A 20,984-nucleotide genomic window follows, 5' to 3' on the forward strand; every position below is an offset into this window, starting at 1 on the left:
CGTCAAGAATCGCAAAAACGCGCCGAAACAAAGAGTTAGAGCAAGATAGCGTTTCGGCCCAAACGTATTTTGCTCCAGGGAGCATGACGTGTTCATTCGGCAGATCGCCGTTCTGGCGATGGTGAGTTGCAGTTTTTCCGGCTTGGCGCGCGCCCAGGACGTCCAGGACGATTTTACCGGCAGCACGCTCGATCCCGCCAAATGGTTCCAATGCGATCGGCCCGAGAACCATTTCGACATCGAGACCGTGCCGGGCCAGGGCTTTCGCGCCGCGGTTGCCACGGTCGCTCCCCGCAACGATGTGGCGGCGCAGACCTTCGTCAACAGCCACCAGGCTTGCCTCAACGGCGCGCCGCCCTTCACGCCAGAGGCCGACGATGAACGGGCCGAGCTGTGGGAGGCAGACGACCTTGCCCTCAAGCTCGGCACGGACGTGCGCTACGAATTCGCCATGCTGATCGATCCCGGGATCAGCGAACGCTCGCCGCGCTTCGTCAGCGGGCAGTGGAAGCAAGGCGGCCGCTCACCCTTCCTGGCCCAGCGCTTCGACGGCCATGCCTTTACCGTCACCATCCAGCAGGACAATCGCGCCACCGACGCCGCCCTCCGACCGGAATGCCGCATCGTCGCCGCAGCGGACGGCGTCTCGCCAAAAGTACCCGGAAGCTCTTTTTCCCATAGTGACCAGCCGCATGGCAGCACGGGGACAACCTGCGATTCCGATGTGAAGGTCGCCACCTACGCCCCGCTGCCCAATCCGTTCGGCAGGTGGGTCACGATGGGCTTTCACCTCAAGGATATCGGCACGGACCACGCCGTCATCGAGATCTCGGCCGACGGCAAACCCATCGCCAAGGTCACGGGCCGGATCGGTTACGCGGATGCCAGAGGCTCTGCCATGCAATATTTCAAGTTCGGCCCCTACCGCGACCGGGAGACAGGGGTCAATTTTGCCAAGCTGGCCCGTTTTCGGCGTATGACGGAAGATCTTCAGTGATTTTGTCGGCAGCAGCGGGGGCAGCGAGCCTATTCCGGCCCCTGTGGCCCTTGATCTTGCATGTGGTTGCACGCATGTTCCCGAGCTTCGCGCTGAAGCGTATTGCGGCTTGGCGGATTTCGGCAAAAATCGCAAGGACGCATCGAGAAAAGAGCCAGAACAAAACAGCGTTTCCGTTCGAACGTGCTTTGCTCCGGGATTTGTAGGGTTCCATGAATATCGATATCGCCAAGCGGGTCTATGATCGGACCTGGAAGCTCGACCCGATCGTCCGCAGCCTCCTGGACACGGATTTCTACAAACTCCTGATGCTCCAGCCCATCCATGCCCGCCATGAGAATGTGCGCACCACCTTCACCGTGATCAACCGCACCAGGTCGATCAACCTTGCCGAGGTGATCGACGAGAGGGAGCTGCGCGACCAGCTCGACCATGCCCGCACGCTGCGCTTTGGCAAGCGCGAGCTGATCTGGCTGCGCGGCAACACCTTCTATGGCAAGCAGCAGATCTTTCGCCCCGAATTCCTCGACTGGCTGGCCGATTTCAGCCTGCCGGACTACGATCTGCGCATCGAGAATGGCGAGTATGTGCTGGAATTCGACGCGCCCTGGAGCCAGGCCACCATGTGGGAGGTGCCGGCGCTCGCCATCATCAACGAATTGAAGTCGCGTGCCGCCACCCGCTCGATGGGCCGCTTCGAGCTCGACATCCTCTATGCCCGCGCCAAGGCCAAGCTCTGGGACAAGATCGAGCGGCTCAAGAAGCTCGATAACCTGCGCATCTCCGATTTCGGCACCCGCCGCCGCCACTCCTTCCTGTGGCAGAGCTGGTGCGTGGAGGCGATGAAGGAGGGCCTCGACAAGGCCTTCGTCGGTACCTCCAACGTGCTACTCGCCATGAACAACGACCTCGAATCGATCGGCACCAACGCCCACGAGCTGCCGATGGTCTATGCGGCCCTGTGCGAGGAGGACGCGGCGTTGCGCGAATCGCCCTACAAGGTGCTGGAGATGTGGCGGGACTTCTATGACGGCAACCTCCTGATCGTGCTGCCTGACACCTTCGGCACCGCCGCCTTCCTCGACCGCGCACCCGACTGGGTGGCCGACTGGACCGGCATGCGCCCGGATTCCAAGCCGATCCAGGAAGCGGGCGAGGAGATCATCTCCTGGTACAAGGCGCGGGGGCGCAACCCCAAGGACAAGCTGATCATCTTCTCCGACGGGCTGGACATCGATTCGATCGAGACGGCCCACAAGAGCTTCAACGGCCGCATGCGCCCCTCCTATGGCTGGGGCACCAACCTCACCAACGACTTCCGCGGCTGTGGCTCGCAGCCGATCCCGCTGCTCGACCCCATCTCGCTGGTGTGCAAGATCACTGCAGTGAATGGCAAGGCGGCGGTCAAGCTCTCCGACAACCTCGCCAAGGCCACCGGCGGCAAGCCGGCGATCGAGCGCTACCTGAAGGTTTTCGGCGACGAGGGGCGCGGGGAACAGGCGGTGACGGTGTGAGCGCCGACTCTTTCCCTCTGGCGACCCGCCACTGGCTCAGAATCCAGTGACGGTTACAGCCTCGGCGAGCCTACCAAAAAAGGCCATGATGCAGGGCCTGTCCCGATCGGGACCGAATTGCTCTGCCGCCATGAAGGACCCGGCCACCGCCGAGCCCTCCTTTAGTGCCCCTTGATGTCGGGACTGTCAGATTTGGCCGGCGTGCCCTTGGCGAGGGACCGCTACTGATTGGTGCCGCTGGCCCATACAGGGTCCCTCGGCCAATAGATCACTAGATTCCCATCATTTTGCAGGATCAGATACGATCCTGGCTTGCCATTGGTGCCCGAAGCCCACGCCGGCGCGTTATTCTCGTGGTAAAGTACAAAATTGCCGTCACCCTGCATGATTGCATGGTGTGCATCTTGGCCATTGGTTCCAGTCGCCCATAAGGCGTGATGATCCTGGGTACGGTAAAGAACTAGATTGCCGTCTGTTTGAAAAACAAGGGTAAACCGCCCATCGTTGGAATTAAGGCTCTGGTTCGTGAACAAACTCTGTCCTGGATTCAGCATATTGCCCATGGCTCGCTCCAATTTGTCAACAATGTTAACTTCTTGATGCCGAGAAGCCGAGTATTTACGCCGAGAAATTAATAAGACAGACCCAATCTGGCGCTTATTAAATTATGCCCCCGCATAGAATATTTCTGCAAAACTTATCGTCAGTTACGCTTTACCGCACGCGCTTCGCAGCAGCAGATAAAATGTAGCAATCCCAACGTGACTCGGGTGTGAATAATTTAGTATACAATTATGGGAACTGTCATTTGTAGGTGCCGAAAATTTGGTCGTCATTTATCATGACTTACATTTCCAACGCTGCAAAAATGAGAACTTCTATAGATGAATTTAAAAGACAATTACAATCATGTTTTAGAATTCAACTTGGCATGACGTTGAGATGTCATCGCGCAGATTCTGTGAGTGAGATACGAGATCGTTGGCCCACAGCCGATGGAAAGCCGGTGTTGCCTCACAAGCCCGAGTCTCTCGAGCCGAAATAGCGGCCACACTTGTTACGCTCACAGGCACGGAGCTGCGGGAAGAAAGATGCCCTTCGCTCCCGGGAGAAGTTCTTGCCAGAACCCTATCGATGGGCCAAACAGATCGCCTCCTATTGTCGGATAATTCCCTTCCATGAAATTTCATAAGCTCGGCCGTACAGGCCAGGACGTCTCCGTCATTTGCCTGGGCACAATGACGTGGGGCGACCAGAATAGTGAGGCCGAGGGCTTCGAACAGATGGATTATGCCCTTGAACAGGGCATCAATTTCTTCGACACAGCCGAGATGTATTCGGTGCCGCCCAAGGCAGAGACCACGGGATCGACCGAGCGCATCATCGGCGCATGGTTCCGGTCCCGCGGCAACCGCTCGAAGGTGATCCTGGCCTCCAAGGTCGCGGGCGCCAGCACTTTTACCTGGCTGCGCGACAGCAAGGAGCCGACGCGCCTCAATCGCGCCCACATGACCGAGGCGCTCGACAAGAGCCTGAAGCGGCTCCAGACCGACTATATCGACCTCTACCAGATCCACTGGCCCGAGCGCCCGGTGAGCTGGGGCTCCAACCCCACCGCGTTCCAGGTTCATCCCCAGAGCGAGACCACGACGATCGCCGAGCAACTCGATGTGCTCGATGGTTTTGTCAAGGCAGGCAAGGTGCGCTGGCTGGGCCTGTCCAATGAGAGCCCCTGGGGCGCGATGAGCTTCCTGAAGGAGAGCGAGGTCCGCGGTCTTGCGCGGATGCAGTCGATCCAGAATGCCTATTCGCTGGTGAACCGCACCTTCGAGACCGGGCTCGGCGAGATCGCCATGCGCGAGCAACTCGGCCTGCTCGCCTATTCGCCGCTGGCGCAGGGCTATCTCACCGGCAAATACCGCCATGGCGCCCTGCCCGCCGGCTCGCGCAAGGCGCTCTACAATCGCCTGCAGCGCTATGAAAAGCCCGGCGCCGATGTCGCTTTCGAGGCCTATCTCAACCTCGCCCAGGAATATGGCCTGGATCCCGCCCATCTGGCGCTCGCCTTCGTCAACACGCGCCCCTTCCTTACCGCCAACATCATCGGTGCCTCGACGATGGCGCAGTTGAAGACGGCGATTTCCTCGATCAATGTCGCCCTGCCGAGCGACCTCGAGGCGCGCATCGATGCGATCCATCAGCTGCACATGAACCCGGCGCCCTGAGTTTTGGAGGGCGGGTCTTCAGGCCCGCCTTCTGGTTTCCGCCTCGGTTGAGGCGGCTTTGAAGAGCCGCTCCCAGCTTTTCCGCAGGTTTTTTCGCCCCCACACCGCTTTGTGCTTTCCCCAACGCAGAAAACCTCTCTAGGATCGACGTGTTGACGTTAGCCATACGGCGTTTATCCCATGCCGCGTCTCTTTACCGCCCTGGAAGTTCCCCCCATCATCGGTATGCGATTGTCCACGTTGCGCGGCGGTTTGCCGGGCGCGCGCTGGATCGATGTCGAGAATTACCACATCACCCTGTCCTTCATCGGCGACATCGATGACCGACTGGCGCGCGATGTCGCCGAGGCGCTGGACGGCGTTCGCCGGCCCGGAGTCGAGGTCCAGATCGACGGCGTCGACGCCTTTGGCGGCGCCAGGCCCAAATCGGTCTATGCCCGGGTGCTGCCTTCAACGCCACTGATGGAGTTGCAGGCATCGCAGGAGCGCCTGCTCCGGCGTTTGGGCGTGCCGATCGAAAACCGCCAATATACGCCTCATATCACCCTGGCGCGGCTGCGCAGCGAGGCTACGGCTCGCCTGACGGCCGACTGGCTCGCCCTGCGCGGCGGCGGACGATTGTCCTTCACGGCTGGACGCTTCGTGCTCTACTCCTCGCGCGATTCGGTGGGTGGCGGCCCCTATATCGTCGAGGAGGCCTATGAGCTGCAGAAGCGCGAGGCAGCTGTCTCAAGATAGGAGGCTGTATTGTCTCATCCCCGGCTTACCGAGAATGAACGCCACACTGCCCTGATCGAGCTGTCGAACTGGGCGCTGACGCCCGGACGCGAGGCGATCCGGCGCATCTTCACCTTCCGCAACTTCAACGAAGCCTTCGGCTTCATGACGCGGGCTGCGCTCGTGGCGGAGAAGATGAATCATCATCCCGAATGGTCGAATGTCTACAAGACGGTGGATGTGACGCTTGCGACGCATGATGCAGACGGACTGACGGAGCTTGACGTCAAGCTTGCCCGCAGCATGGACAAGATCGCAGCGAGCATGGGTGTGTGAGGCACGGCGCCCGGGAGCATTCCTGGGACCGCAGGCGTCTCGCCTGCTCTTGGAAACGGTTCGCCCACCGAATAGGAAGAAGCAGGCGAGACGCCTGCGGTCCCAGGAACGTTCCTACCCGCCAGCCCTTTCCTGCACCGCCCTCCTCCGCAAATACCGCCGCCTCGCCTCATATCCCATCAGCCCCACCAGCACGACGCCGATCAGGATCAACGCCAGCGCATTGATCGAGGGGTCGAGGCCGGTACGGGTGCGCGAGTAGATATAGGTGGTGAGCGTGTGCGAGCCGCCGGCCGTGAACAGCGTCACGTTGAAGTTCTCGACCGACTGGAAGAAGCCGAGCAGCGCCGAAGCGATCAGGGCCGGACGCAAATGCGGAATCAGCACGCGCCTGATCACGCGGAGGTGCGAGGCGCCGAGGTCGAGCGCCGCCTCCTGCAGGGCGGGATCGAAGCTCTGAAGCCGCGCAAGCACCAGCAGCATGGCGTAGGAGGCGATGAATGAGACCTGGCCGAGCACGGAGAGGTGCAGGCCGGCGCCGACGCCGAATTCGCTCCAGAACAGGAAGGTGGCAATGCCGATCACCACGCCCGGCATCAGGATCGGCGCGATCATCAGCCCGTAGAGCGGCGCGCGGAAGCGCGGGTGGATGCCATTGACGAGAATGGCGCCGGCCGCCCCGATCGGCACGGCGAGCGCAACGACGACAAGCGCCACCACCAGCGTGTGGAGCGCGGCGGCCCACAATTTTGTGTCGGCGAAGAGCACCTCGAACCAGTGCCCGGTGAAGCCCTTCCAGGGGATGATGGCGGGAAAGGCCGAATCGTTGAACGCGGCCCCGCCCATCACCGCCAGGGGCAGCAGGAGGAAGGCGAAGAACACCAGCGCATAGAGGCTGGCGCGGTTGCGGCCGGGATAGAGCGGTCTCATCGGCCGAAATCCGCCAGCCGCACGCGGAACAGCCTGAGCAAAGCGGCAACGAAGCCCAGGCACAGCACGAGCAGCAGGAAGGCATAGGCCGAGCCGGTATGCCAGTCCTGGCTCTCGAAGAACCATTGCTGGATCACCTGGGTGAACCAGCGCGAATTCGGCGATTCCAGGAGGTTCGGCACCAGGATGGAGCCGGCCGAGAGCATGAACACCATTACGCAACCGGCGGCGATGCCTGGCTTGGCATGGGGGATGACGATGCGCCGGTGCATCTGCCAGCGCGAGGCGCCGAGATCGCGCGCCGCCTCGATCTGGTGGGCATCGAGCGATTGGATCGAGGAATAGAGCGGCAGCAGCATGAACAGGATGTAGGTGTAGACGAGGCCGACGGCGATGCCGTTATAGCCGGACAGCCAGCGGACCTCGAGGCCGGTGAGGCTGTTCAGCACGCCCTTGTAATCGAGGATGACCTTCCAGGCGAAGGTGCGCAGCAATTCACTCACAAGCAGCGGCACCAGCGCCAGCATGAAAAGCGTGGCCGCAGCCTTGGCCGAAATGGTCTTCGCCATGAAATAGGCCACCGGATAAGAGGCTGCGAGACATACCGCCGTAACCAGGCAGGAGACCAGCACGGTGATCAGGAAGACCTTGATGTGAATCCAGCTCACAAAGAAGGTGGCATAATTGACAAGCGTGTAGCCGTCCTTCGGGCCGCCGATATCCGCCACGGGCAGGAAGGGCCGTAGCGAATAATTGACCATGATGATCTCGGGAAGCACCACCAGGATCAGCAGCCAGAACGCCGTCAGCGCCACCAGGATAGCGGTGAGGCTCTTGCCGTAGCGTTGGATCAGGCGCTGCATCAGCCCCGGGCCCCCAAGGAAGACCTTCCCAAGGAAGGCGCTGCCTTCGGGGCGTCATGCAGGACGACGGTGCGATCGGGCGGGAAATTGAAATAGAGCCGCTCGCCTGGCCGCGGCAACAGCGTGCCTGGATCATTGTGCATCTGCACCATGCCGATGCCCTGGCGCGCATCCATGGTATGCACATGGACGACGCTGCCCTCGAAGGTGACTTCCAGCACCTCCACCGGGATCGAGTTGAGCCCGGCATTGGGCGCCGCCTCCAGGCGCACATGCTCGGGCCGGACGTAGAGCCTGGCCTCGTCGTGATTGGCGACGCCGGGGCCGGGCCGGGCAATGAAGATGCCCTGCTGGGTGCGGAACTTCGCCATGCCGTTGTTGAGCCCAGTGACGACGCCGGGCAGCACGTTGTTCTCGCCCACGAAGGAGGCGACGAAGCCGTTGGCCGGGTTGTTGTAGATTTCCGCGGGCGTGCCGACCTGCTGGAGCCGGCCCTGCGACATCACGCCGATGCGGTCGGACATGGCAAGCGCCTCGCCCTGGTCATGCGTGATGTAGACGAAGGTGACGTTGGTGCGCCGCTGGATAGCGCGCAGTTGGCTGCGCAATTGCAGGCGCAGCTTGAGGTCGAGCGCCGAGAGCGGCTCGTCGAGAAGCATGACCTTGGGCTCGACCGCCAGAGCCCGGGCAATCGCCACGCGCTGGCGCTGGCCACCCGACATCTGGCTGACGCGCTTGTCGCCGGCGCCGGGCAGATCGACGAGACGCAGCAATTCCTCTGCCCGCGCCCGCCGTTCGGCCTTGGGCACGCCGCGCACCTCCAGGCCGAAGGCGATGTTCTCCCACACGGGCATCAGGGGAAACAGCGCGAGGTTCTGGAAGATCAGCGCCGTCGGCCGCAGGTTCGGCCCGATGTCGGCCATGTCCTTGCCGCCGATGCGGATGGTGCCCGAGGTCGGCTCGGTGAAGCCGGAGATCATGCGCAGGATGGTGGTCTTGCCGCAGCCCGAGGGGCCCAGAAACGAGAAAAACTCACCGGCCTTGATGGCGACATCGACATTGTCGACGGCCCGGAAGGCGCCGAAATTCATGCTGACATTGGAGAGCTGTACGTCTTCACTCATGGAGTCTTCCTGGGAGCGCGGACGTCTCGTCCGCTCTTGGAACCGGAGAGCTAGTAGGAGAGGAAGAGCGGACGAGACGTCCGCGCTCCAAGGTCACGCCGCCCGCCATTTGTCGGCATATTCGCTGCGCAGGGCCACGAACCAGGCGGGCTGCGGCGGCCACCACCAGATCTTGGACTCCGCATCCTTGGGATAGGCCTTGTGGTAGAAGTCGCGCACCTTCTGGTCAACGAGATCGATGGCGCCGCTAGCGGTCGGATTGGCCGAGAAGGCGGTGGCATAGGCGGCGGAGCCCTCCGGCGTGGCGATGAAGCGAGCCCATTCATGCGCCTGCTCGGCATTTTTCGCCGCCTTCAACAGCACATAGCCCTGCAGCCAGCCAAAGGCGCCCTCCTTCGGGGCGATGAAGCCAAAGCCGTCGGGGCCGAGGTTGAGGCCGGTCGAATCCCAGGTCAGGCCCAGCGTGCAGCCATTGGTCCGGAAGGCCGACTGCGCATCGTTCTCGCTGCTCCAGAACTGCACCACATTGGCCTTGTGCTTGATCGCCTCGACCAGCGCGAGGTCCCAGAGCTGGCGCATGCTGGCTTCGTCCTTGTAGCTGTCGAGCCAGGGCTTGGGCAGCTTGCCTTGCGCTTCCAGTACCCGGCCCATGGCGGCGAGAGCCGAATGGGCGCGTAGCGTGACCTTGCCGACATATTTCGGATCGAACAGATCAGCGAGCGATGCAGTGCCGTAAACGAGCGGCGCCTCCTTGATCGAATAGGTCAGCGCTTCCGTGCCCCAGACGATGGGCAGGAAGAAGCGGCGCCCCTTGACCATGCCGGAAGCGGTGAGGAAGGCCTTGTCGTAGGAATCGAGACTGACATTGGCATCGTTCCAGGCCTGAACGAGGTCGGCGTCGACCCAGCCCGGCAGGCGGTCGATGCTCGGCTCGGCGATGTCGGCGGCCGAGGTCTGCGCGGCAAGGCGCGCCTGCGCCAACATGGAATCCTGGTCCGGCTGGTCGATAAAATTGATCCTGATGCCAGTCTTGTCAGTGAACTGGGCAAAGAGGGCCGAAAAATCGTAGCCCGACCAGCCCATGTAATTGAGTTCGCCCGAGGAAGAGAGAGCCTGGCTCACGATGGCAGGCGAGGCGACGACGCCCAGCCCGAGGGCGGCCGAGGCACGCAGGAGAGCGCGGCGGTTGAAGCGCGGCAATGAGCTGCTTCTGCCGATCATGGACCCCTCATTTTGGCGTGACGAGAGAAGAGTATGGCCTCAATTCCGGGTGGCAGGCAATCACGCCGTGCGGGCAAAGGCCTGCGCCAGAAAATCGCCGCCGAGACGCAGGCCGGCACTGTCGATGCCATGGCCGAGGCCGGGACGCATATGGGCCTCCACGGGGACGCCGAGCGCCTTCAGCCCCTCCACCGAATAGGGCAGCGCCATGGGCGGCACGACCTGGTCCTGGTCGCCATGCACGAGCAGCACCGGCGGGCGGGCGGTGATCTCTGGCGTGAGCACGCTGAGGGGCTGGTCGTCCGGGCCGATGAGAATGCCGGAATAGCCGACGATGGCGCCCATCGACTTGCGGCGGCGCAGGCCGGTATGGAGCGCCATCATGCTGCCCTGACTGAAGCCGACCAGCGCCAGCGCATCGTCTTCGAGCCCCTCCCGCTCGAGTTCCGCATCGAGGAAGGCATCGAGCATGGGACCTGCTCGTCGCACGCCGTCCCAGCGTTCGTTGCGGACACGGAAGGTCAGTGGGAACCATTGGCGGCCATAGGGCGCGCCCGCGCAGGGTTCGGGCGCATGCGGCGAGACGAAGGCGGTATCCGGCAGAAGCTCCCGCCAGGCCTGGCCGAGATCGATCAGATCGTTGCCGTCGGCACCGTAGCCATGCAGGAACACCACCAGCTGGCGGGTCTTGCCGAATTTGGCGGGCAGGCGTGGTCCATCAAGCGGCATCATTCTCGGCTCCCGTTAAGGCTGAATTTGCGGACGAATCCAGAAATCCCGCGCCTATCAAACCCCGGCTGGTAAAGGCGCGCCCGGCCGGTTCTTGCAATAGGCGTAGTAGGCAAAGAGAAGGCGCGCGGCAACTGCTCGCCACGGCCGCCACGTCTCGGCAATAGCCGACAGCTCGGCGGTGTTCGGACGCTCCTCCAGCCCGAGCAGCAGCTTGGCCGCCTCCTGCAAGGCGAGATCGCCGGAGGCGAAGGCATCCGCGTGGCCGAGGCAGAACATCAGATAGATGTCGGCGGTCCAGGGGCCGATACCTTTAAGCTTGACGAGCTCGGCATGGGCCTTGTCGGCGTCGAGTTCGGCAAGGCCCTCGAGGTCGAAACCATCGGCGAGCGCCCGCGCCACGGTGCGCAGGGTGCGGATCTTCGGCATGGAAAGGCCGCCGGCGCGAAAATCCTCGTCCTGCGCAGCGATGAGGCGCTCGGCGGTCAAGGGAGCGAACACCGCCTTGGTCCGGGCCCAGATCGCCCGGGCACTCGCCACCGAGACCTGCTGAGAGACGATGATCCAGGCAAGCCCCTCCAGTCCGGTCGGATAGAGGCGCAAGGGTGGCTCGCCGACGAGATCGTGCATGGCGGCAAGCCGAGGATCAAGGGAACGCAAGGCCTCGACGCCGGCGTCAATTTCGGCACGCGAACGGATGATGATGGTCATGCACCTGTGTTACATCGCCTACGTGACAAATCAAACGCCCTCGCCCGTTCTGCGCTTTGCCCCGAGCCCCAACGGCTACCTCCATCTCGGCCATGCCTATTCGGCCCTGCTGAACGCGCAAGTTGCCCGCGAACTCGACGGGTGCCTGCTGCTCCGTATCGAGGATATCGACATCACCCGTTGCCGCCCCGGCTATGAGACGGCGCTGCGGGAGGACCTGGCCTGGCTCGGCCTCGAATGGGAAGAGCCGGTGCGCCGCCAGTCGGAGCATTTCGACGATTATACAAAGGCGCTCGGTCGGCTGCGCGCGCTCGACCTGCTCTACCGCTCCTATGCCTCGCGCAAGGAGATTGCCGCAGCGGTTGCGAGTCGGGATTGGCCGCGCGATCCCGACGGCGCGCCACTCTATCCGCGCGAAGCGCTAAGGGCGATCGACGATCCGGCCATTCACGCCGAGGACGAACCGTTCAGCCTGCGGCTCGACATGGGCAAGGCCCTCGCTCTCGTGCCACCGCTGAGCTGGCAGGAACTGCAACCCGACCTCACCGGCATCGAGGCCGTTCCGGCCGAGCTGGCGCGCTGGGGCGATGTCATCCTTGCCCGCAAGGAATTCCCCTCCAGCTATCATCTGGCCGTCGTTTGCGACGACGCGTTGCAGGGCGTCAGCCATGTCGTGCGCGGCCATGACATGTTCCAGGCCACGGCCGTCCATCGTCTGCTGCAACAGCTTTTCGGCCTGCCGCAGCCGGTCTATCGCCATCACGCCCTGGTCCTTGGCGAGGAGGGCGAAAAGCTTTCCAAGAGCCTGGCCTCGAAGAGCCTCCGGGCGCTGAGGGCTGAGGGGATGACGCCGGCGGATGTGAGGAAACTGGTCGGGATGTGACGCCCTGGGACCGCCGGCTTTCCAGCCGGGTTCCTTGAACCACAACATCTCGTCAACGGATGTGCAGAATTGGAGTGGCGGTCTCCGACCGCCATTCTTGCAGACGAGGCGCCTTATCCCAAAAGAAGATGGCAGTCGGAGACTGCCACTCCGCGTTCCCAGCGCATCAGCCTGTGAGATTTGAGGAAGCAGGCAAGCTGGAAAGTCGCCGCTCCCAGCGCTATTCCACCACCAGCTTACCGCCTTCGACGCGCACCACCTTGATGCGCGTACCGGCATTCGCATCCGGTCCGCGCAGATGCCAGACCGTGTCCCCGATGCGGATGCGCCCCTCCCCGTTCACGATCGGCTCGGACAAGGTGAAGCTCTGGCCTATCAGAGCGTCGGCGCGGCGGTTGAGAAAGGGCTGCTCCTTGTCGCCGGCATCGACGCGAGCGGAGATGCGGCGGCCAATCCAGGCGAAGATCACGCCGAGGATGGCAAAGAGCAGCAGGGCGAAGGGCCAGTCCATCGGCAGCAATAGGTTGACGAGGCCGGTCGCTGCCGCCGCAAGGCCCAGCCAGATCATGAAGGCGCCGGGCATCAGCATTTCCAGCCCGATGAGCATCGCAGCCAGGACGAACCAACCCCAAACCGTTATGGAAGTGATTTCGTGCATGGGAATTCTTTCCGGGTGCACGGACATCTTGTCCGTTCTTGGAAACGATGAGCTTGCGGGATAGGGAGAACGGACAAGATGTCCGTGCACCCGGAAGCTTAATCCCGCCCGACATTCGGCACGCCGGAGCCGCCACGCCGGGCCTGCGCGGCCGCATCGCCGAAGGTCGCCTTGGCGATCTCGCCGATGCCGGCGAGCGAGCCGATCAGCGCCGTCGCTTCCATCGGCAGGACCAGGACCTTCTGGTTGGGGGCACTCGCCATCGCCTGCATTGCCTTCACATATTTGTCGGCGATGAAGTAGTTGAGCGCGGCGACATTGCCCTGCGACAACGCCTCTGAAACGACCAATGTCGCGGCGGCCTCGGCCTGTGCGGAGCGCTCGCGGGCCTCGGCGTCGCGGAAGGCCGCCTCCTTGCGACCCTCGGCCTCCAGCACCTGCGCCTGCTTCTGGCCCTCGGCCTTGAGGATCTCCGACTGGCGCTGGCCCTCGGCCTCCAGGATCACCGCGCGCTTCTCGCGCTCGGCTTTCATCTGGCGGCCCATCGAGGCGATCAGATCGGCCGGCGGCACGATATCCTTGATCTCGACGCGGGTGATCTTGATGCCCCAGCTGATGGCAGCCGCATCGACCACATTAAGCAGACGATTGTTGATCTCATCGCGGTGGGACAGCAGTTGGTCGAGATCCATAGAGCCCATCACGGTGCGGATATTGGTCATCAGCAGATTCATGATCGCGCTATTGAGATTGGCAACCTCATAGGCCGCCCGCGCCGCGTCGATCACCTGGAAGAAGGCCACGCCATCGACTGCGACCGTGGCGTTGTCCTTGGTGATGATCTCCTGCGTCGGCACATCCAGCACCTGTTCCATCATGTTCATCTTCACGCCGATGCGGTGGAAGATCGGTGGCACGATGTTGAGGCCGGGCTGGATCGTATAGGCGTATCGGCGGAAGCGCTCGACGGTGAAATTGTAGCCCTGCGGCACCGTCTTCACCATCTTCATCAGGAAGAACAGCAGAACGACAGCGGCGGCAATGATGACGGTGGTGGAGGTGACTGCGAAGTCGGACATGGCGGGTTCCCTGGGACTGCGGCATTCCGCTCCTGTCTACCCCTCACCGTGGCGCATGCAAGGCCGGTGGCGAGCGATGGCGGTCTCGGCGTGTTGAAACGCACACGCTGCGAGCGTGATCCTTGGGACCGCCGGCTTTCCAGCCGGCTCCTCGTACCGGGGCGTCTGCCGGACAAGAAGAGCCGGCTGGAAAGCCAGCGGTCCCGGGAAGGCCCCGGCGGCCCCAGCCATTGCGCTTCCGCCAACCCATGTTATTAGGTTGCGTCGAACGAAATGTTCGACAAACCGAACGCTATCGGGAAGGAATGGCACAGCCCCATGTCCGAAGGAGAGCAACTGCGCGCCAGTTTTCCGGAAATGGCCCGCAAGCAGGCCGATGAGCCAGACGACAGCTTTATTGTCGATTTCGGCATGCACAAGCCGCTGCGCCTCGACAGCGGCATCGACTTCGCGCCCCTTCGTATCGCCTACACCACAGCCGGCAGGCTCAACGTCGACAAATCCAACGCCGTGATGGTCTGCCACGCCCTCACGGGCGACCAGCATGTCGCCAATGTCCACCCCGTCACCGGCCGGGCTGGCTGGTGGGAGACCATGGTCGGACCAGGCAAGCCGATCGATACAGAACGCTTCTTCGTCATATGCCCCAATGTCATCGGCAGCTGCATGGGCTCCTCGGGGCCGGCTTCGACCAATCCGGTCACCGGCCAACCCTATGGCCTCGATTTCCCCGTGGTGACTGTCGCCGACATGGTGCGGGCGCAGGCCATGCTTCTCGACCACCTGGAGATCCCGAGCCTGTTCTGCGTCCTCGGCGGCTCGATGGGCGGCATGCTGGTCCAGCAATGGGCGGCGTCCTATCCGGAACGTGTCTTCTGCGCGCTCTGCATCGCGAGCGCCCCGCGCCATTCGGCCCAGAACATCGCCTTCCACGAGGTCGGCCGCCAGGCCATCATGGCCGACCCCGACTGGCAGGGCGGGCGCTATATCGAGGCAGGCACGCGGCCCGCCAAGGGCCTGGCGGTGGCGCGCATGGCCGCGCACATCACCTATCTCTCGGAAGGCGCCCTGCAGCGCAAGTTCGGCCGCAACCTGCAGGACCGGGCGGAACGCACCTTCACCTTCGATGCCGATTTCCAGATCGAGAGCTATCTGCGCTATCAGGGCCTGAGCTTCGTCGACCGCTTCGACGCCAACTCCTACCTCTATGTCACGCGGGCAATGGATTATTTCGACCTTGCCAGCGATCATGGCGGCTCGCTCGCCGCCGCCTTCAAGGGCACGCGGACGCGATTTTGCGTCGCCTCCTTCACCTCGGACTGGCTGTTCCCCACCAGCGACTCGCGCCAGATCATGCACGCACTCAACGCGGCCGGGGCGCGCGTTTCTTTCGTGGAGATCGAGACGGACAAAGGCCACGATGCTTTCCTGCTCGACATCCCCGAGCTCTTCGGCATGGTGCGGGGCTTCGTGGGCGCCGCCGCGCGCGACAGGGGCATCGCATGACGAAGTTCCGCCAGCGCGACACCCGTACCATGACGGCCCAGCGCAGCAACGGGTCTGGCCTCGGGACGCGGCTCGACCTCCTCAGGATCCGCGACATGGTCACTCCCGGCGCACGGGTGCTCGACGTCGGCTGCGGCGACGGCGAGCTGCTGTCGCTGCTGGAAGCCACGCGCAATGTCGACGGGCGCGGCATCGAGATCAGCCAGCTCGGTGTCAATGCCGCCGTCGGGCGAGGCCTTGCCGTGATCCAGGGCGATGCCGATTCCGATCTTGGCGATTATGCCGACGACAGCTTCGACTATGTCATCCTGTCTCAGACCCTGCAGGCCACCCGCAATCCGCGCCAGGTGGTGGAGGACATGCTGCGCATAGGCCGGCGCGCCATCGTCTCCTTCCCCAATTTCGGCCATTGGCGCATCCGCAGCCAGATCCTGTTGCGCGGCCGCATGCCGGTGACCGAGAACCTGCCCTATAGCTGGTACGACACGCCCAACATCCATTTCTGCTCGATCCGCGATTTCGTCGAGATGGCCCGCAGCATCGATGTGGTGATCGAGCGGGCGGAAGCACTGACGGTCTCGGGCCAGCCCGTCCAGGTGCAGGCGCCCTGGTGGTTCTGGAACCTGTTCGGCGAGCAGGCGGTATTTTTGTTGAGGCGAGCTGGGAGCGCGGATATCCCTGCGAAACTCAAGTGAGTGTCGCAGGGACGTCCGCGCTCCCAGCGACCCTTCCCGCGCTTGGTATCAACACCGGCTGGAATTTCGGCGCCGTCGCGCGCTTGGCGCGCACGGTGATCGGGCGGAACACCTGCTTGGAGGCTTCCACGATATGCACGCCCGCAAAGGGCGAGGCCAAACGTGCGGCGAGGCGCTCATAGGTGGGGGCCGAACGCAGGGCCCAGCCATGGAAGAGCGGCGGCAGATAAAGTGCCTCCGTCCAGTTCACCGGTGAGAACAGGGCGTCGCGCAACAGCCGCGTGAGCTGCGGGCGCGAGAAGGGCCGGCCATTGCCGAAGGGCGTGGCGTCCGAACGCGCCCACACCCCGCGCCGGTTGGGCGCCACCAGCATGACCGTGCCGCCCGGCGCCAGCACGCGCCAGATCTCGCGCAGCGTGTCCAGGGCGGAGTCGGCCTCTTCCAGAAGGTGGATGGCGAGCACGCGGTCGAGCGAACCGTCGGCGAGCGGCAGTTCCGTCTCCTCAACCAGTGCTGCCGCCAAGGGGCCGGTGTCCGGCCACTCCAGCACCCCCTGGGTTGCCGGATTGAAGGAGACCACGCGTTCGGCCTCGTCGCGAAACATGGTGAGGTAGGGCGCAGCAAAGCCGATTCCAGCCACGCGCTGGCCGGTGAGATCGCCCCAGCGCGCCCGGATCTTGGTCGCGATCAGGCGCCCGGCGACGATGCCGAGATTGGAGGTGTAGAAGTCGCGGAGATCGACGACATCAAGCGACATGGCACGCAACGCTTCCGGAAACGGAGGAACCCTCTCCCGGCGGGAAAGGGTTCCAGTGTCAGTCTAGCGAAGATGGCCTGCGATCTCAATTGGCCGGCGTTGCCGCGCTGTCCCCGCCCCAATTCAGCCAGCGCTTGTAGAAGGGCTGCTCGGCGGGCGGGTTGGCAGCAGACGATGGCAGCGCCGCAACCTGATCGGCAGGTGGTGCGACGGACGCAACCACCGGCTTGCCAGGCGTCACCGTCTGGCGAACCAGCTTCTTGCCATTCTTCGACTTGGTCTCGGGCACCGTTCCCGTCTGCACCGGGTCGACCTGCGCCGTCACGGCTGGCTGAGCTGGCTTGGCCGGCTCGCTGGCAAAACCAAGCCAGCTGGCATAGAAGGGCTGGTCATCACCCGCTGGAGCCGCAGCAGCCACCTTCGGGCCAGGCGCGGCGACCTCAGCCGGGACCGGAGCCGCCGCCACGAGGGAGGGTCTGCCGGGCACATCGACGGTCGCCACCGCGGCAGGCTGGGCAGCGGGCAGTTGATCGGCCGGCAATTTGCCGCCCATCAGGCCGGCATAGACGGACTGCTGGCGGGCCGCGACGGCCTTCGGATCGGCAGGTCCCCTAAGCGGACGGCGGGCTATCGCGGCTTCGGACTGCAGCAGTTCCTCGGCCGCCGAATAGGTCACCTGCCGGGCGGCCTGGGCATCGGCGGCGGTGGCCGGCGCGCCATTGTCGTTGAGCGCCACTTCAGTCACGTCGATACTGGAATAGACGAAGGGACGGTCCTTGCCCGGCACGGCCATCTGGTCGACGGAGCGAGCCACGAAGATGGGGTTGGAGCCGCCATCCTGATAGATGTAGTTATAGGCCTTGGTGCCCGAAGAGATCAGCGAGGCGATCTTGGCCTCGTCGTTGCGCTTCTTGTCGTAGACGGCGGCGGCCACGCTCGGACTGGCGGGTGCAATGCCACAGGGCGCACCACCGTCACCGTTGAAGACATAGCGGCCTTTGCAGACATCGGTCTTCACCGACTGCTTGGTCACTTCGAAATTGTCGGAGCCTTCCTTCAGATTCTGCCAGAAGCCGAGATTCGGATTCTTGCGGTTCTTGGCCATGTTCTCGGCCGTCATGTGGAAGGGATAGGACTGCAGCTGGAACGAGCCCTGGCCAGCCTGCAGCGCTTCACGGGCCACGGCATAGATCTCGGCCATCTGCTTGTCGGTCATCGCGAAGCAGCCGCGCGAGGAGCAGGAGCCATGTACCATGATGTCGCCGCCGGCGCGGCCGAGCTGGCGGTCGAAATTGTTGGGATAGCCGACGTCGAAGGACAGGTAATATTTCGAGTTCGGATTGAGCTGGCCCATGCCGACATTATAGAAGCCCTCGGGCACCTGGCGGTCGCCTTCGACCTTCTTGGGGCCTAGCTGGCCGGACCAGCGGCAGATCGGATAGGTCTTGAGCAGGCCATATTTGCCACTCGAGGTCTGCTTCCAGATCTCGAGCTCGGATTCCTTTTTGTACACACGCACGAGGATCGGCGCAGTGCGCGCCATGTCCTTGGCCTGCATTTCGGCCAAGAGCGACGGGGGTACGGGGCTGATGGAGCGAAGGCTGGCCCCGTTCTGATTGGAACAAGCCGCGGCCAGCAACATAATCGGCACAGCCATGGCAATCTTGCGCGTCAACGTGAAGTGAGCGGACATGAACCAGCGAACCCGTGAAAAGTCAGTACTTCAGACGAGAGGACATTTACCGTCAATGGGCAGTCGCCGCAAGTCACGGGCCCATCATGGTTACGCGACATCATGAACAGTGTCTTAACACAACAATGCCTGATTCCGGCGCGCCGCGATAGAGGGGGCGGTCGCTGATATATCGCATGCCCCGTACGAGATGACCAGAAAGGATAAACCTGCCACGGCCGGGTCCTTGTCCTGGCACCATGGCCCCCACACCCCGGAAGGTAAATGGACACCGATACTGTTCTTACTGCAACTTGTGTTTGTATCGTTGACGCTATGTCAAAGAGTATACATATCGGCGATAAAGCGAGCCAAGATTGCCAGTCGAGACAAGTCTTGTCTGGAATGGTTGCAATCACATGTCGTATATCATGCGCGCCTGGCAGAAGCCGGCAGCATGTCATGGATCCGTCACTGCAGGTAGCTATTCCTTGCGAACACAACTTAAGCTTGTGTCATCGAAAGGATCACCATGCGCACGCTTCTCGCCGCCCTTGCCGCTACGACCATGCTGGCCGCGCCAGCGCAGGCCACTAGCATCTATCCGTTGGACCGCGCAACGATCCTCGTCGGCTCGCCCTTCGACTTCAAGGTCGAGTTCGAAGGAAACGTTAAGCAGGATGACGTCCGGGTCACCGTGAACGGCCAGGATTACAAGATAGTCTTCGGCAAGGATGTCGAGTTCGTCGCCTCGGAGAAGGGCAAGGAAGACAAGGACCTCGGTTCCGCCGTCCTGTTGCGTGGCCTCACCATCTCGATCCCCGGCAGCTACAAGGTGGAAGTCTCCGCCGGCAGCCAGGTGAAGAGCGTGACCTGGGACGTCTACGGCACCGCTGCCACCCCCAAGGCAAAGAACATCATCTTCCTGCTCGGCGACGGCCTGTCGGTTGCTCACCGTACAGGCGCCCGCCTGATGTCCAAGGGCATGACCGAGGGCAAGGCCAATGGCCGCCTCAATCTGGACGACCTCGACCACATGGCCTTCATCGGCACTTCGGCGACTGACGCCATCGCCACCGACAGCGCCAACACCATGTCCGCCTATATGACCGGCCATAAGACCGCGGTGAATGCGCTGGGCGTCTATGCCGACCGCACGCCGGGCAGCCTGGATGATCCGAGGGTCGAGACCATCGCCGAAGCCCTGCGCCGTGCCTCCAAGAAGTCGATCGGCGTGGTCTCCACTGCCGAGATCGAGGATGCCACGCCGGCGGCCGTCGTCTCCCATACCCGCAAGCGTGCCGACAAGGCCAACATCGTCGGCATGTTCTACGGCGTCAAACCTGATGTCATCCTGGGCGGGGGTTCCGCCTATTTCCTGCCGCAGGCCACGCCCGGTTCCAAGCGCAAGGATGACAAGGACTATATCCAGCTCTTCAAGGATGCCGGCTACGCCGTGGCTACCGACAAGGATAGCCTCGCGGCCGCCAATGGCACCAACAACAACAAGATCCTCGGCCTCTTCCACACCGGCAACATGGACGTGGCGCTCGACCGCCTGTTCCTGAAGAAGGGTACGGTCTCCAAATTCCCGAACCAGCCTGGCCTCGAAGACATGACCAAGGTCGCCCTCGAGCAGCTTTCCAAGAACCCGGATGGCTTCTTCCTGATGGTGGAAGGTGCCTCGATCGACAAGATGTCCCATCCCATGGACTGGGATCGCTCGCTCTATGAAACCATCGAGTTCGACAAGGTCGTCGGCCTCGCCCGCGAATTCGCCAAGGCCCATCCCGACACGCTCATCGTCGCCACCGGCGATCACACTCATGGCGTGTCGATCATCGGCACCATCGACGACAACAAGCCGGGCACGGAGATGCGCGAGAAGGTCGGCACCTACGCCGAAGCTGGCTTCCCCAATTATGAGGACAAGGATGGCGACGGCTATCCGGACAAGGTGGATGTCTCCAAGCGCCTTGCTGTCTTCTCCAACAACTATCCCGACTATTACGAGACCTTCCGCCCGAAGATGGACGGCCCGTTCGAGCCGGCCATCCAGAACGAGAAGAAGGAATATGTCGCCAACCCAGCCTATAAGGACGTTCCCGGCGCCGTCCTCCGCGAAGGCAACCTGCCGCGCAATGCCGACACCGCCGTCCATGCCGTCGACGACATCGTACTGCAGGCCACCGGTCCCGGCGCCGAGGGCTTCAAAGGCTATATGGAAGAGAGCGACGTTTACAAGGTGCTGGTCGACGCCTTCGCCCTCGGCAACGCCGCACCCCAGAAGGCCCAGATGCAGTAAGCAGGGTCGTGATACGCTCCTCCGGGTGGAAAACTGCCCGGAGGAGTGTGTTATTTGGGAGT

At 62.9% G+C, this 20,984-nt stretch carries 20 protein-coding genes; 9 read left to right on the forward strand and 11 right to left on the reverse strand.

What is annotated here, in order from left to right; all coding sequences use genetic code 11:
- Positions 1 to 88: 88 nt before the first annotated feature.
- On the forward strand, positions 89 to 997 hold the full coding sequence (locus ACMDCR_RS30540) for a heparin lyase I family protein (RefSeq protein WP_413990214.1): 909 nt from the start codon (positions 89 to 91) through the stop codon (positions 995 to 997).
- Between the two features lie 212 nt (positions 998 to 1,209).
- Positions 1,210 to 2,511 carry a nicotinate phosphoribosyltransferase gene (locus ACMDCR_RS30545; RefSeq protein WP_413990215.1) on the forward strand — a complete coding sequence of 434 codons (1,302 nt, stop codon included), beginning with the start codon at positions 1,210 to 1,212 and terminating at the stop codon, positions 2,509 to 2,511.
- 221 nt (positions 2,512 to 2,732) lie between these two features.
- On the opposite strand, the gene ACMDCR_RS30550 is transcribed toward ACMDCR_RS30545, so the two are convergent.
- On the reverse strand, positions 2,733 to 3,074 hold the full coding sequence (locus ACMDCR_RS30550) for a hypothetical protein (protein ID WP_413990216.1): 342 nt from the start codon (positions 3,072 to 3,074) through the stop codon (positions 2,733 to 2,735).
- A gap of 615 nt (positions 3,075 to 3,689) precedes the next feature.
- On the opposite strand from ACMDCR_RS30550, the gene ACMDCR_RS30555 reads away from it, so the two are divergent.
- The 3 genes from ACMDCR_RS30555 to ACMDCR_RS30565 all read left to right on the forward strand — a co-directional run bounded on the left by ACMDCR_RS30555 (position 3,690) and on the right by ACMDCR_RS30565 (position 5,789).
- Positions 3,690 to 4,736, forward strand: a complete 1,047-nt coding sequence (locus tag ACMDCR_RS30555; protein ID WP_413990217.1) for an aldo/keto reductase — start codon at positions 3,690 to 3,692, stop codon at positions 4,734 to 4,736.
- A 180-nt stretch (positions 4,737 to 4,916) separates the two neighbouring features.
- Positions 4,917 to 5,474, forward strand: a complete 558-nt coding sequence (gene thpR / locus ACMDCR_RS30560; protein WP_413990218.1) for an RNA 2',3'-cyclic phosphodiesterase — start codon at positions 4,917 to 4,919, stop codon at positions 5,472 to 5,474.
- A gap of 9 nt (positions 5,475 to 5,483) precedes the next feature.
- Positions 5,484 to 5,789, forward strand: a complete 306-nt coding sequence (locus ACMDCR_RS30565) for a 4a-hydroxytetrahydrobiopterin dehydratase (protein WP_413990219.1) — start codon at positions 5,484 to 5,486, stop codon at positions 5,787 to 5,789.
- A gap of 114 nt (positions 5,790 to 5,903) precedes the next feature.
- Here ACMDCR_RS30565 and ACMDCR_RS30570 read toward each other — a convergent pair whose 3' ends face one another.
- The 6 genes from ACMDCR_RS30570 to ACMDCR_RS30595 form a co-directional block, all read right to left on the reverse strand.
- The gene (locus ACMDCR_RS30570) at positions 5,904 to 6,719 is read right to left on the reverse strand and encodes an ABC transporter permease (RefSeq protein ID WP_413990220.1); all 816 of its coding nucleotides are present in this window, start codon (positions 6,717 to 6,719) and stop codon (positions 5,904 to 5,906) included.
- Positions 6,716 to 7,582 (reverse strand): ABC transporter permease, encoded by an 867-nt coding sequence (locus ACMDCR_RS30575; protein WP_413990221.1) that lies wholly within the window; start codon positions 7,580 to 7,582, stop codon positions 6,716 to 6,718. Before ACMDCR_RS30575 ends, ACMDCR_RS30570 begins: the two co-directional genes overlap by 4 nt.
- Positions 7,582 to 8,706 (reverse strand): ABC transporter ATP-binding protein, encoded by a 1,125-nt coding sequence (locus ACMDCR_RS30580; RefSeq protein ID WP_413990222.1) that lies wholly within the window; start codon positions 8,704 to 8,706, stop codon positions 7,582 to 7,584. The genes ACMDCR_RS30575 and ACMDCR_RS30580 overlap by 1 nt, the downstream gene beginning before the upstream one ends.
- A gap of 93 nt (positions 8,707 to 8,799) precedes the next feature.
- Positions 8,800 to 9,927 (reverse strand): extracellular solute-binding protein, encoded by a 1,128-nt coding sequence (locus ACMDCR_RS30585; protein ID WP_413990223.1) that lies wholly within the window; start codon positions 9,925 to 9,927, stop codon positions 8,800 to 8,802.
- Positions 9,928 to 9,987: 60 nt separating this feature from the next.
- Entirely contained in the window at positions 9,988 to 10,659 is a 672-nt protein-coding gene (locus ACMDCR_RS30590; RefSeq protein WP_413990224.1) for an alpha/beta hydrolase, read from the reverse strand.
- A gap of 54 nt (positions 10,660 to 10,713) precedes the next feature.
- On the reverse strand, positions 10,714 to 11,367 hold the full coding sequence (locus ACMDCR_RS30595) for a DNA-3-methyladenine glycosylase family protein (protein WP_413990225.1): 654 nt from the start codon (positions 11,365 to 11,367) through the stop codon (positions 10,714 to 10,716).
- Between ACMDCR_RS30595 and gluQRS the strand changes: the two genes are divergently transcribed.
- Positions 11,366 to 12,250 (forward strand): tRNA glutamyl-Q(34) synthetase GluQRS, encoded by an 885-nt coding sequence (gene gluQRS / locus ACMDCR_RS30600; RefSeq protein WP_413990226.1) that lies wholly within the window; start codon positions 11,366 to 11,368, stop codon positions 12,248 to 12,250. The genes ACMDCR_RS30595 and gluQRS overlap by 2 nt on opposite strands.
- Positions 12,251 to 12,470: 220 nt before the next feature.
- On the opposite strand, the gene ACMDCR_RS30605 is transcribed toward gluQRS, so the two are convergent.
- Both ACMDCR_RS30605 and ACMDCR_RS30610 read right to left on the reverse strand, forming a co-directional pair.
- Positions 12,471 to 12,908, reverse strand: coding sequence for an NfeD family protein (locus ACMDCR_RS30605; protein ID WP_413990227.1), 438 nt, complete (start codon positions 12,906 to 12,908; stop codon positions 12,471 to 12,473).
- A gap of 98 nt (positions 12,909 to 13,006) precedes the next feature.
- Entirely contained in the window at positions 13,007 to 13,987 is a 981-nt protein-coding gene (locus tag ACMDCR_RS30610; protein WP_413990228.1) for an SPFH domain-containing protein, read from the reverse strand.
- A 318-nt stretch (positions 13,988 to 14,305) separates the two neighbouring features.
- Here ACMDCR_RS30610 and metX point away from each other — a divergent pair, with 318 nt between their 5' ends.
- Both metX and metW read left to right on the forward strand, forming a co-directional pair.
- Positions 14,306 to 15,493 carry a homoserine O-acetyltransferase MetX gene (gene metX, locus ACMDCR_RS30615; protein WP_413990229.1) on the forward strand — a complete coding sequence of 396 codons (1,188 nt, stop codon included), beginning with the start codon at positions 14,306 to 14,308 and terminating at the stop codon, positions 15,491 to 15,493.
- Positions 15,494 to 15,522: 29 nt separating this feature from the next.
- Complete coding sequence (gene metW / locus ACMDCR_RS30620; RefSeq protein ID WP_413993771.1) at positions 15,523 to 16,188, forward strand: methionine biosynthesis protein MetW; 666 nt, start codon at positions 15,523 to 15,525, stop codon at positions 16,186 to 16,188.
- On the opposite strand, the gene ACMDCR_RS30625 is transcribed toward metW, so the two are convergent.
- Positions 16,181 to 16,945 carry a methyltransferase domain-containing protein gene (locus ACMDCR_RS30625; protein WP_413990230.1) on the reverse strand — a complete coding sequence of 255 codons (765 nt, stop codon included), beginning with the start codon at positions 16,943 to 16,945 and terminating at the stop codon, positions 16,181 to 16,183. The genes metW and ACMDCR_RS30625 overlap by 8 nt on opposite strands.
- 85 nt (positions 16,946 to 17,030) lie before the next feature.
- The gene (locus ACMDCR_RS30630) at positions 17,031 to 18,602 is read right to left on the reverse strand and encodes a L,D-transpeptidase family protein (protein WP_413990231.1); all 1,572 of its coding nucleotides are present in this window, start codon (positions 18,600 to 18,602) and stop codon (positions 17,031 to 17,033) included.
- A gap of 547 nt (positions 18,603 to 19,149) precedes the next feature.
- On the opposite strand from ACMDCR_RS30630, the gene ACMDCR_RS30635 reads away from it, so the two are divergent.
- The gene (locus ACMDCR_RS30635) at positions 19,150 to 20,922 is read left to right on the forward strand and encodes an alkaline phosphatase (protein ID WP_413990232.1); all 1,773 of its coding nucleotides are present in this window, start codon (positions 19,150 to 19,152) and stop codon (positions 20,920 to 20,922) included.
- The last annotated feature ends 62 nt before the right edge of the window (positions 20,923 to 20,984 follow it).

It is taken from the genome of Labrys okinawensis (assembly GCF_047345005.1).
In the GTDB taxonomy this organism is placed as follows: domain Bacteria; phylum Pseudomonadota; class Alphaproteobacteria; order Rhizobiales; family Labraceae; genus Labrys; species Labrys okinawensis.

What these genes read in the sequence shown, in the direction of transcription:
- ACMDCR_RS30605 (WP_413990227.1), bottom strand. Translation starts at nt 12,908, where the DNA reads ATGCACGAAATCACTTCCATAACGGTTTGGGGTTGGTTCGTCCTGGCT.
- metX (WP_413990229.1), top strand. Translation starts at nt 14,306, where the DNA reads ATGTCCGAAGGAGAGCAACTGCGCGCCAGTTTTCCGGAAATGGCCCGC.
- ACMDCR_RS30630 (WP_413990231.1), bottom strand. Translation starts at nt 18,602, where the DNA reads ATGGCTGTGCCGATTATGTTGCTGGCCGCGGCTTGTTCCAATCAGAAC.
- metW (WP_413993771.1), top strand. Translation starts at nt 15,523, where the DNA reads ATGACGGCCCAGCGCAGCAACGGGTCTGGCCTCGGGACGCGGCTCGAC.
- ACMDCR_RS30595 (WP_413990225.1), bottom strand. Translation starts at nt 11,367, where the DNA reads ATGACCATCATCATCCGTTCGCGTGCCGAAATTGACGCCGGCGTCGAG.
- ACMDCR_RS30590 (WP_413990224.1), bottom strand. Translation starts at nt 10,659, where the DNA reads ATGATGCCGCTTGATGGACCACGCCTGCCCGCCAAATTCGGCAAGACC.
- gluQRS (WP_413990226.1), top strand. Translation starts at nt 11,366, where the DNA reads ATGCACCTGTGTTACATCGCCTACGTGACAAATCAAACGCCCTCGCCC.
- thpR (WP_413990218.1), top strand. Translation starts at nt 4,917, where the DNA reads ATGCCGCGTCTCTTTACCGCCCTGGAAGTTCCCCCCATCATCGGTATG.
- ACMDCR_RS30585 (WP_413990223.1), bottom strand. Translation starts at nt 9,927, where the DNA reads ATGATCGGCAGAAGCAGCTCATTGCCGCGCTTCAACCGCCGCGCTCTC.
- ACMDCR_RS30635 (WP_413990232.1), top strand. Translation starts at nt 19,150, where the DNA reads ATGCGCACGCTTCTCGCCGCCCTTGCCGCTACGACCATGCTGGCCGCG.
- ACMDCR_RS30545 (WP_413990215.1), top strand. Translation starts at nt 1,210, where the DNA reads ATGAATATCGATATCGCCAAGCGGGTCTATGATCGGACCTGGAAGCTC.
- ACMDCR_RS30555 (WP_413990217.1), top strand. Translation starts at nt 3,690, where the DNA reads ATGAAATTTCATAAGCTCGGCCGTACAGGCCAGGACGTCTCCGTCATT.
- ACMDCR_RS30580 (WP_413990222.1), bottom strand. Translation starts at nt 8,706, where the DNA reads ATGAGTGAAGACGTACAGCTCTCCAATGTCAGCATGAATTTCGGCGCC.
- ACMDCR_RS30610 (WP_413990228.1), bottom strand. Translation starts at nt 13,987, where the DNA reads ATGTCCGACTTCGCAGTCACCTCCACCACCGTCATCATTGCCGCCGCT.
- ACMDCR_RS30570 (WP_413990220.1), bottom strand. Translation starts at nt 6,719, where the DNA reads ATGAGACCGCTCTATCCCGGCCGCAACCGCGCCAGCCTCTATGCGCTG.
- ACMDCR_RS30625 (WP_413990230.1), bottom strand. Translation starts at nt 16,945, where the DNA reads ATGTCGCTTGATGTCGTCGATCTCCGCGACTTCTACACCTCCAATCTC.
- ACMDCR_RS30575 (WP_413990221.1), bottom strand. Translation starts at nt 7,582, where the DNA reads ATGCAGCGCCTGATCCAACGCTACGGCAAGAGCCTCACCGCTATCCTG.
- ACMDCR_RS30550 (WP_413990216.1), bottom strand. Translation starts at nt 3,074, where the DNA reads ATGGGCAATATGCTGAATCCAGGACAGAGTTTGTTCACGAACCAGAGC.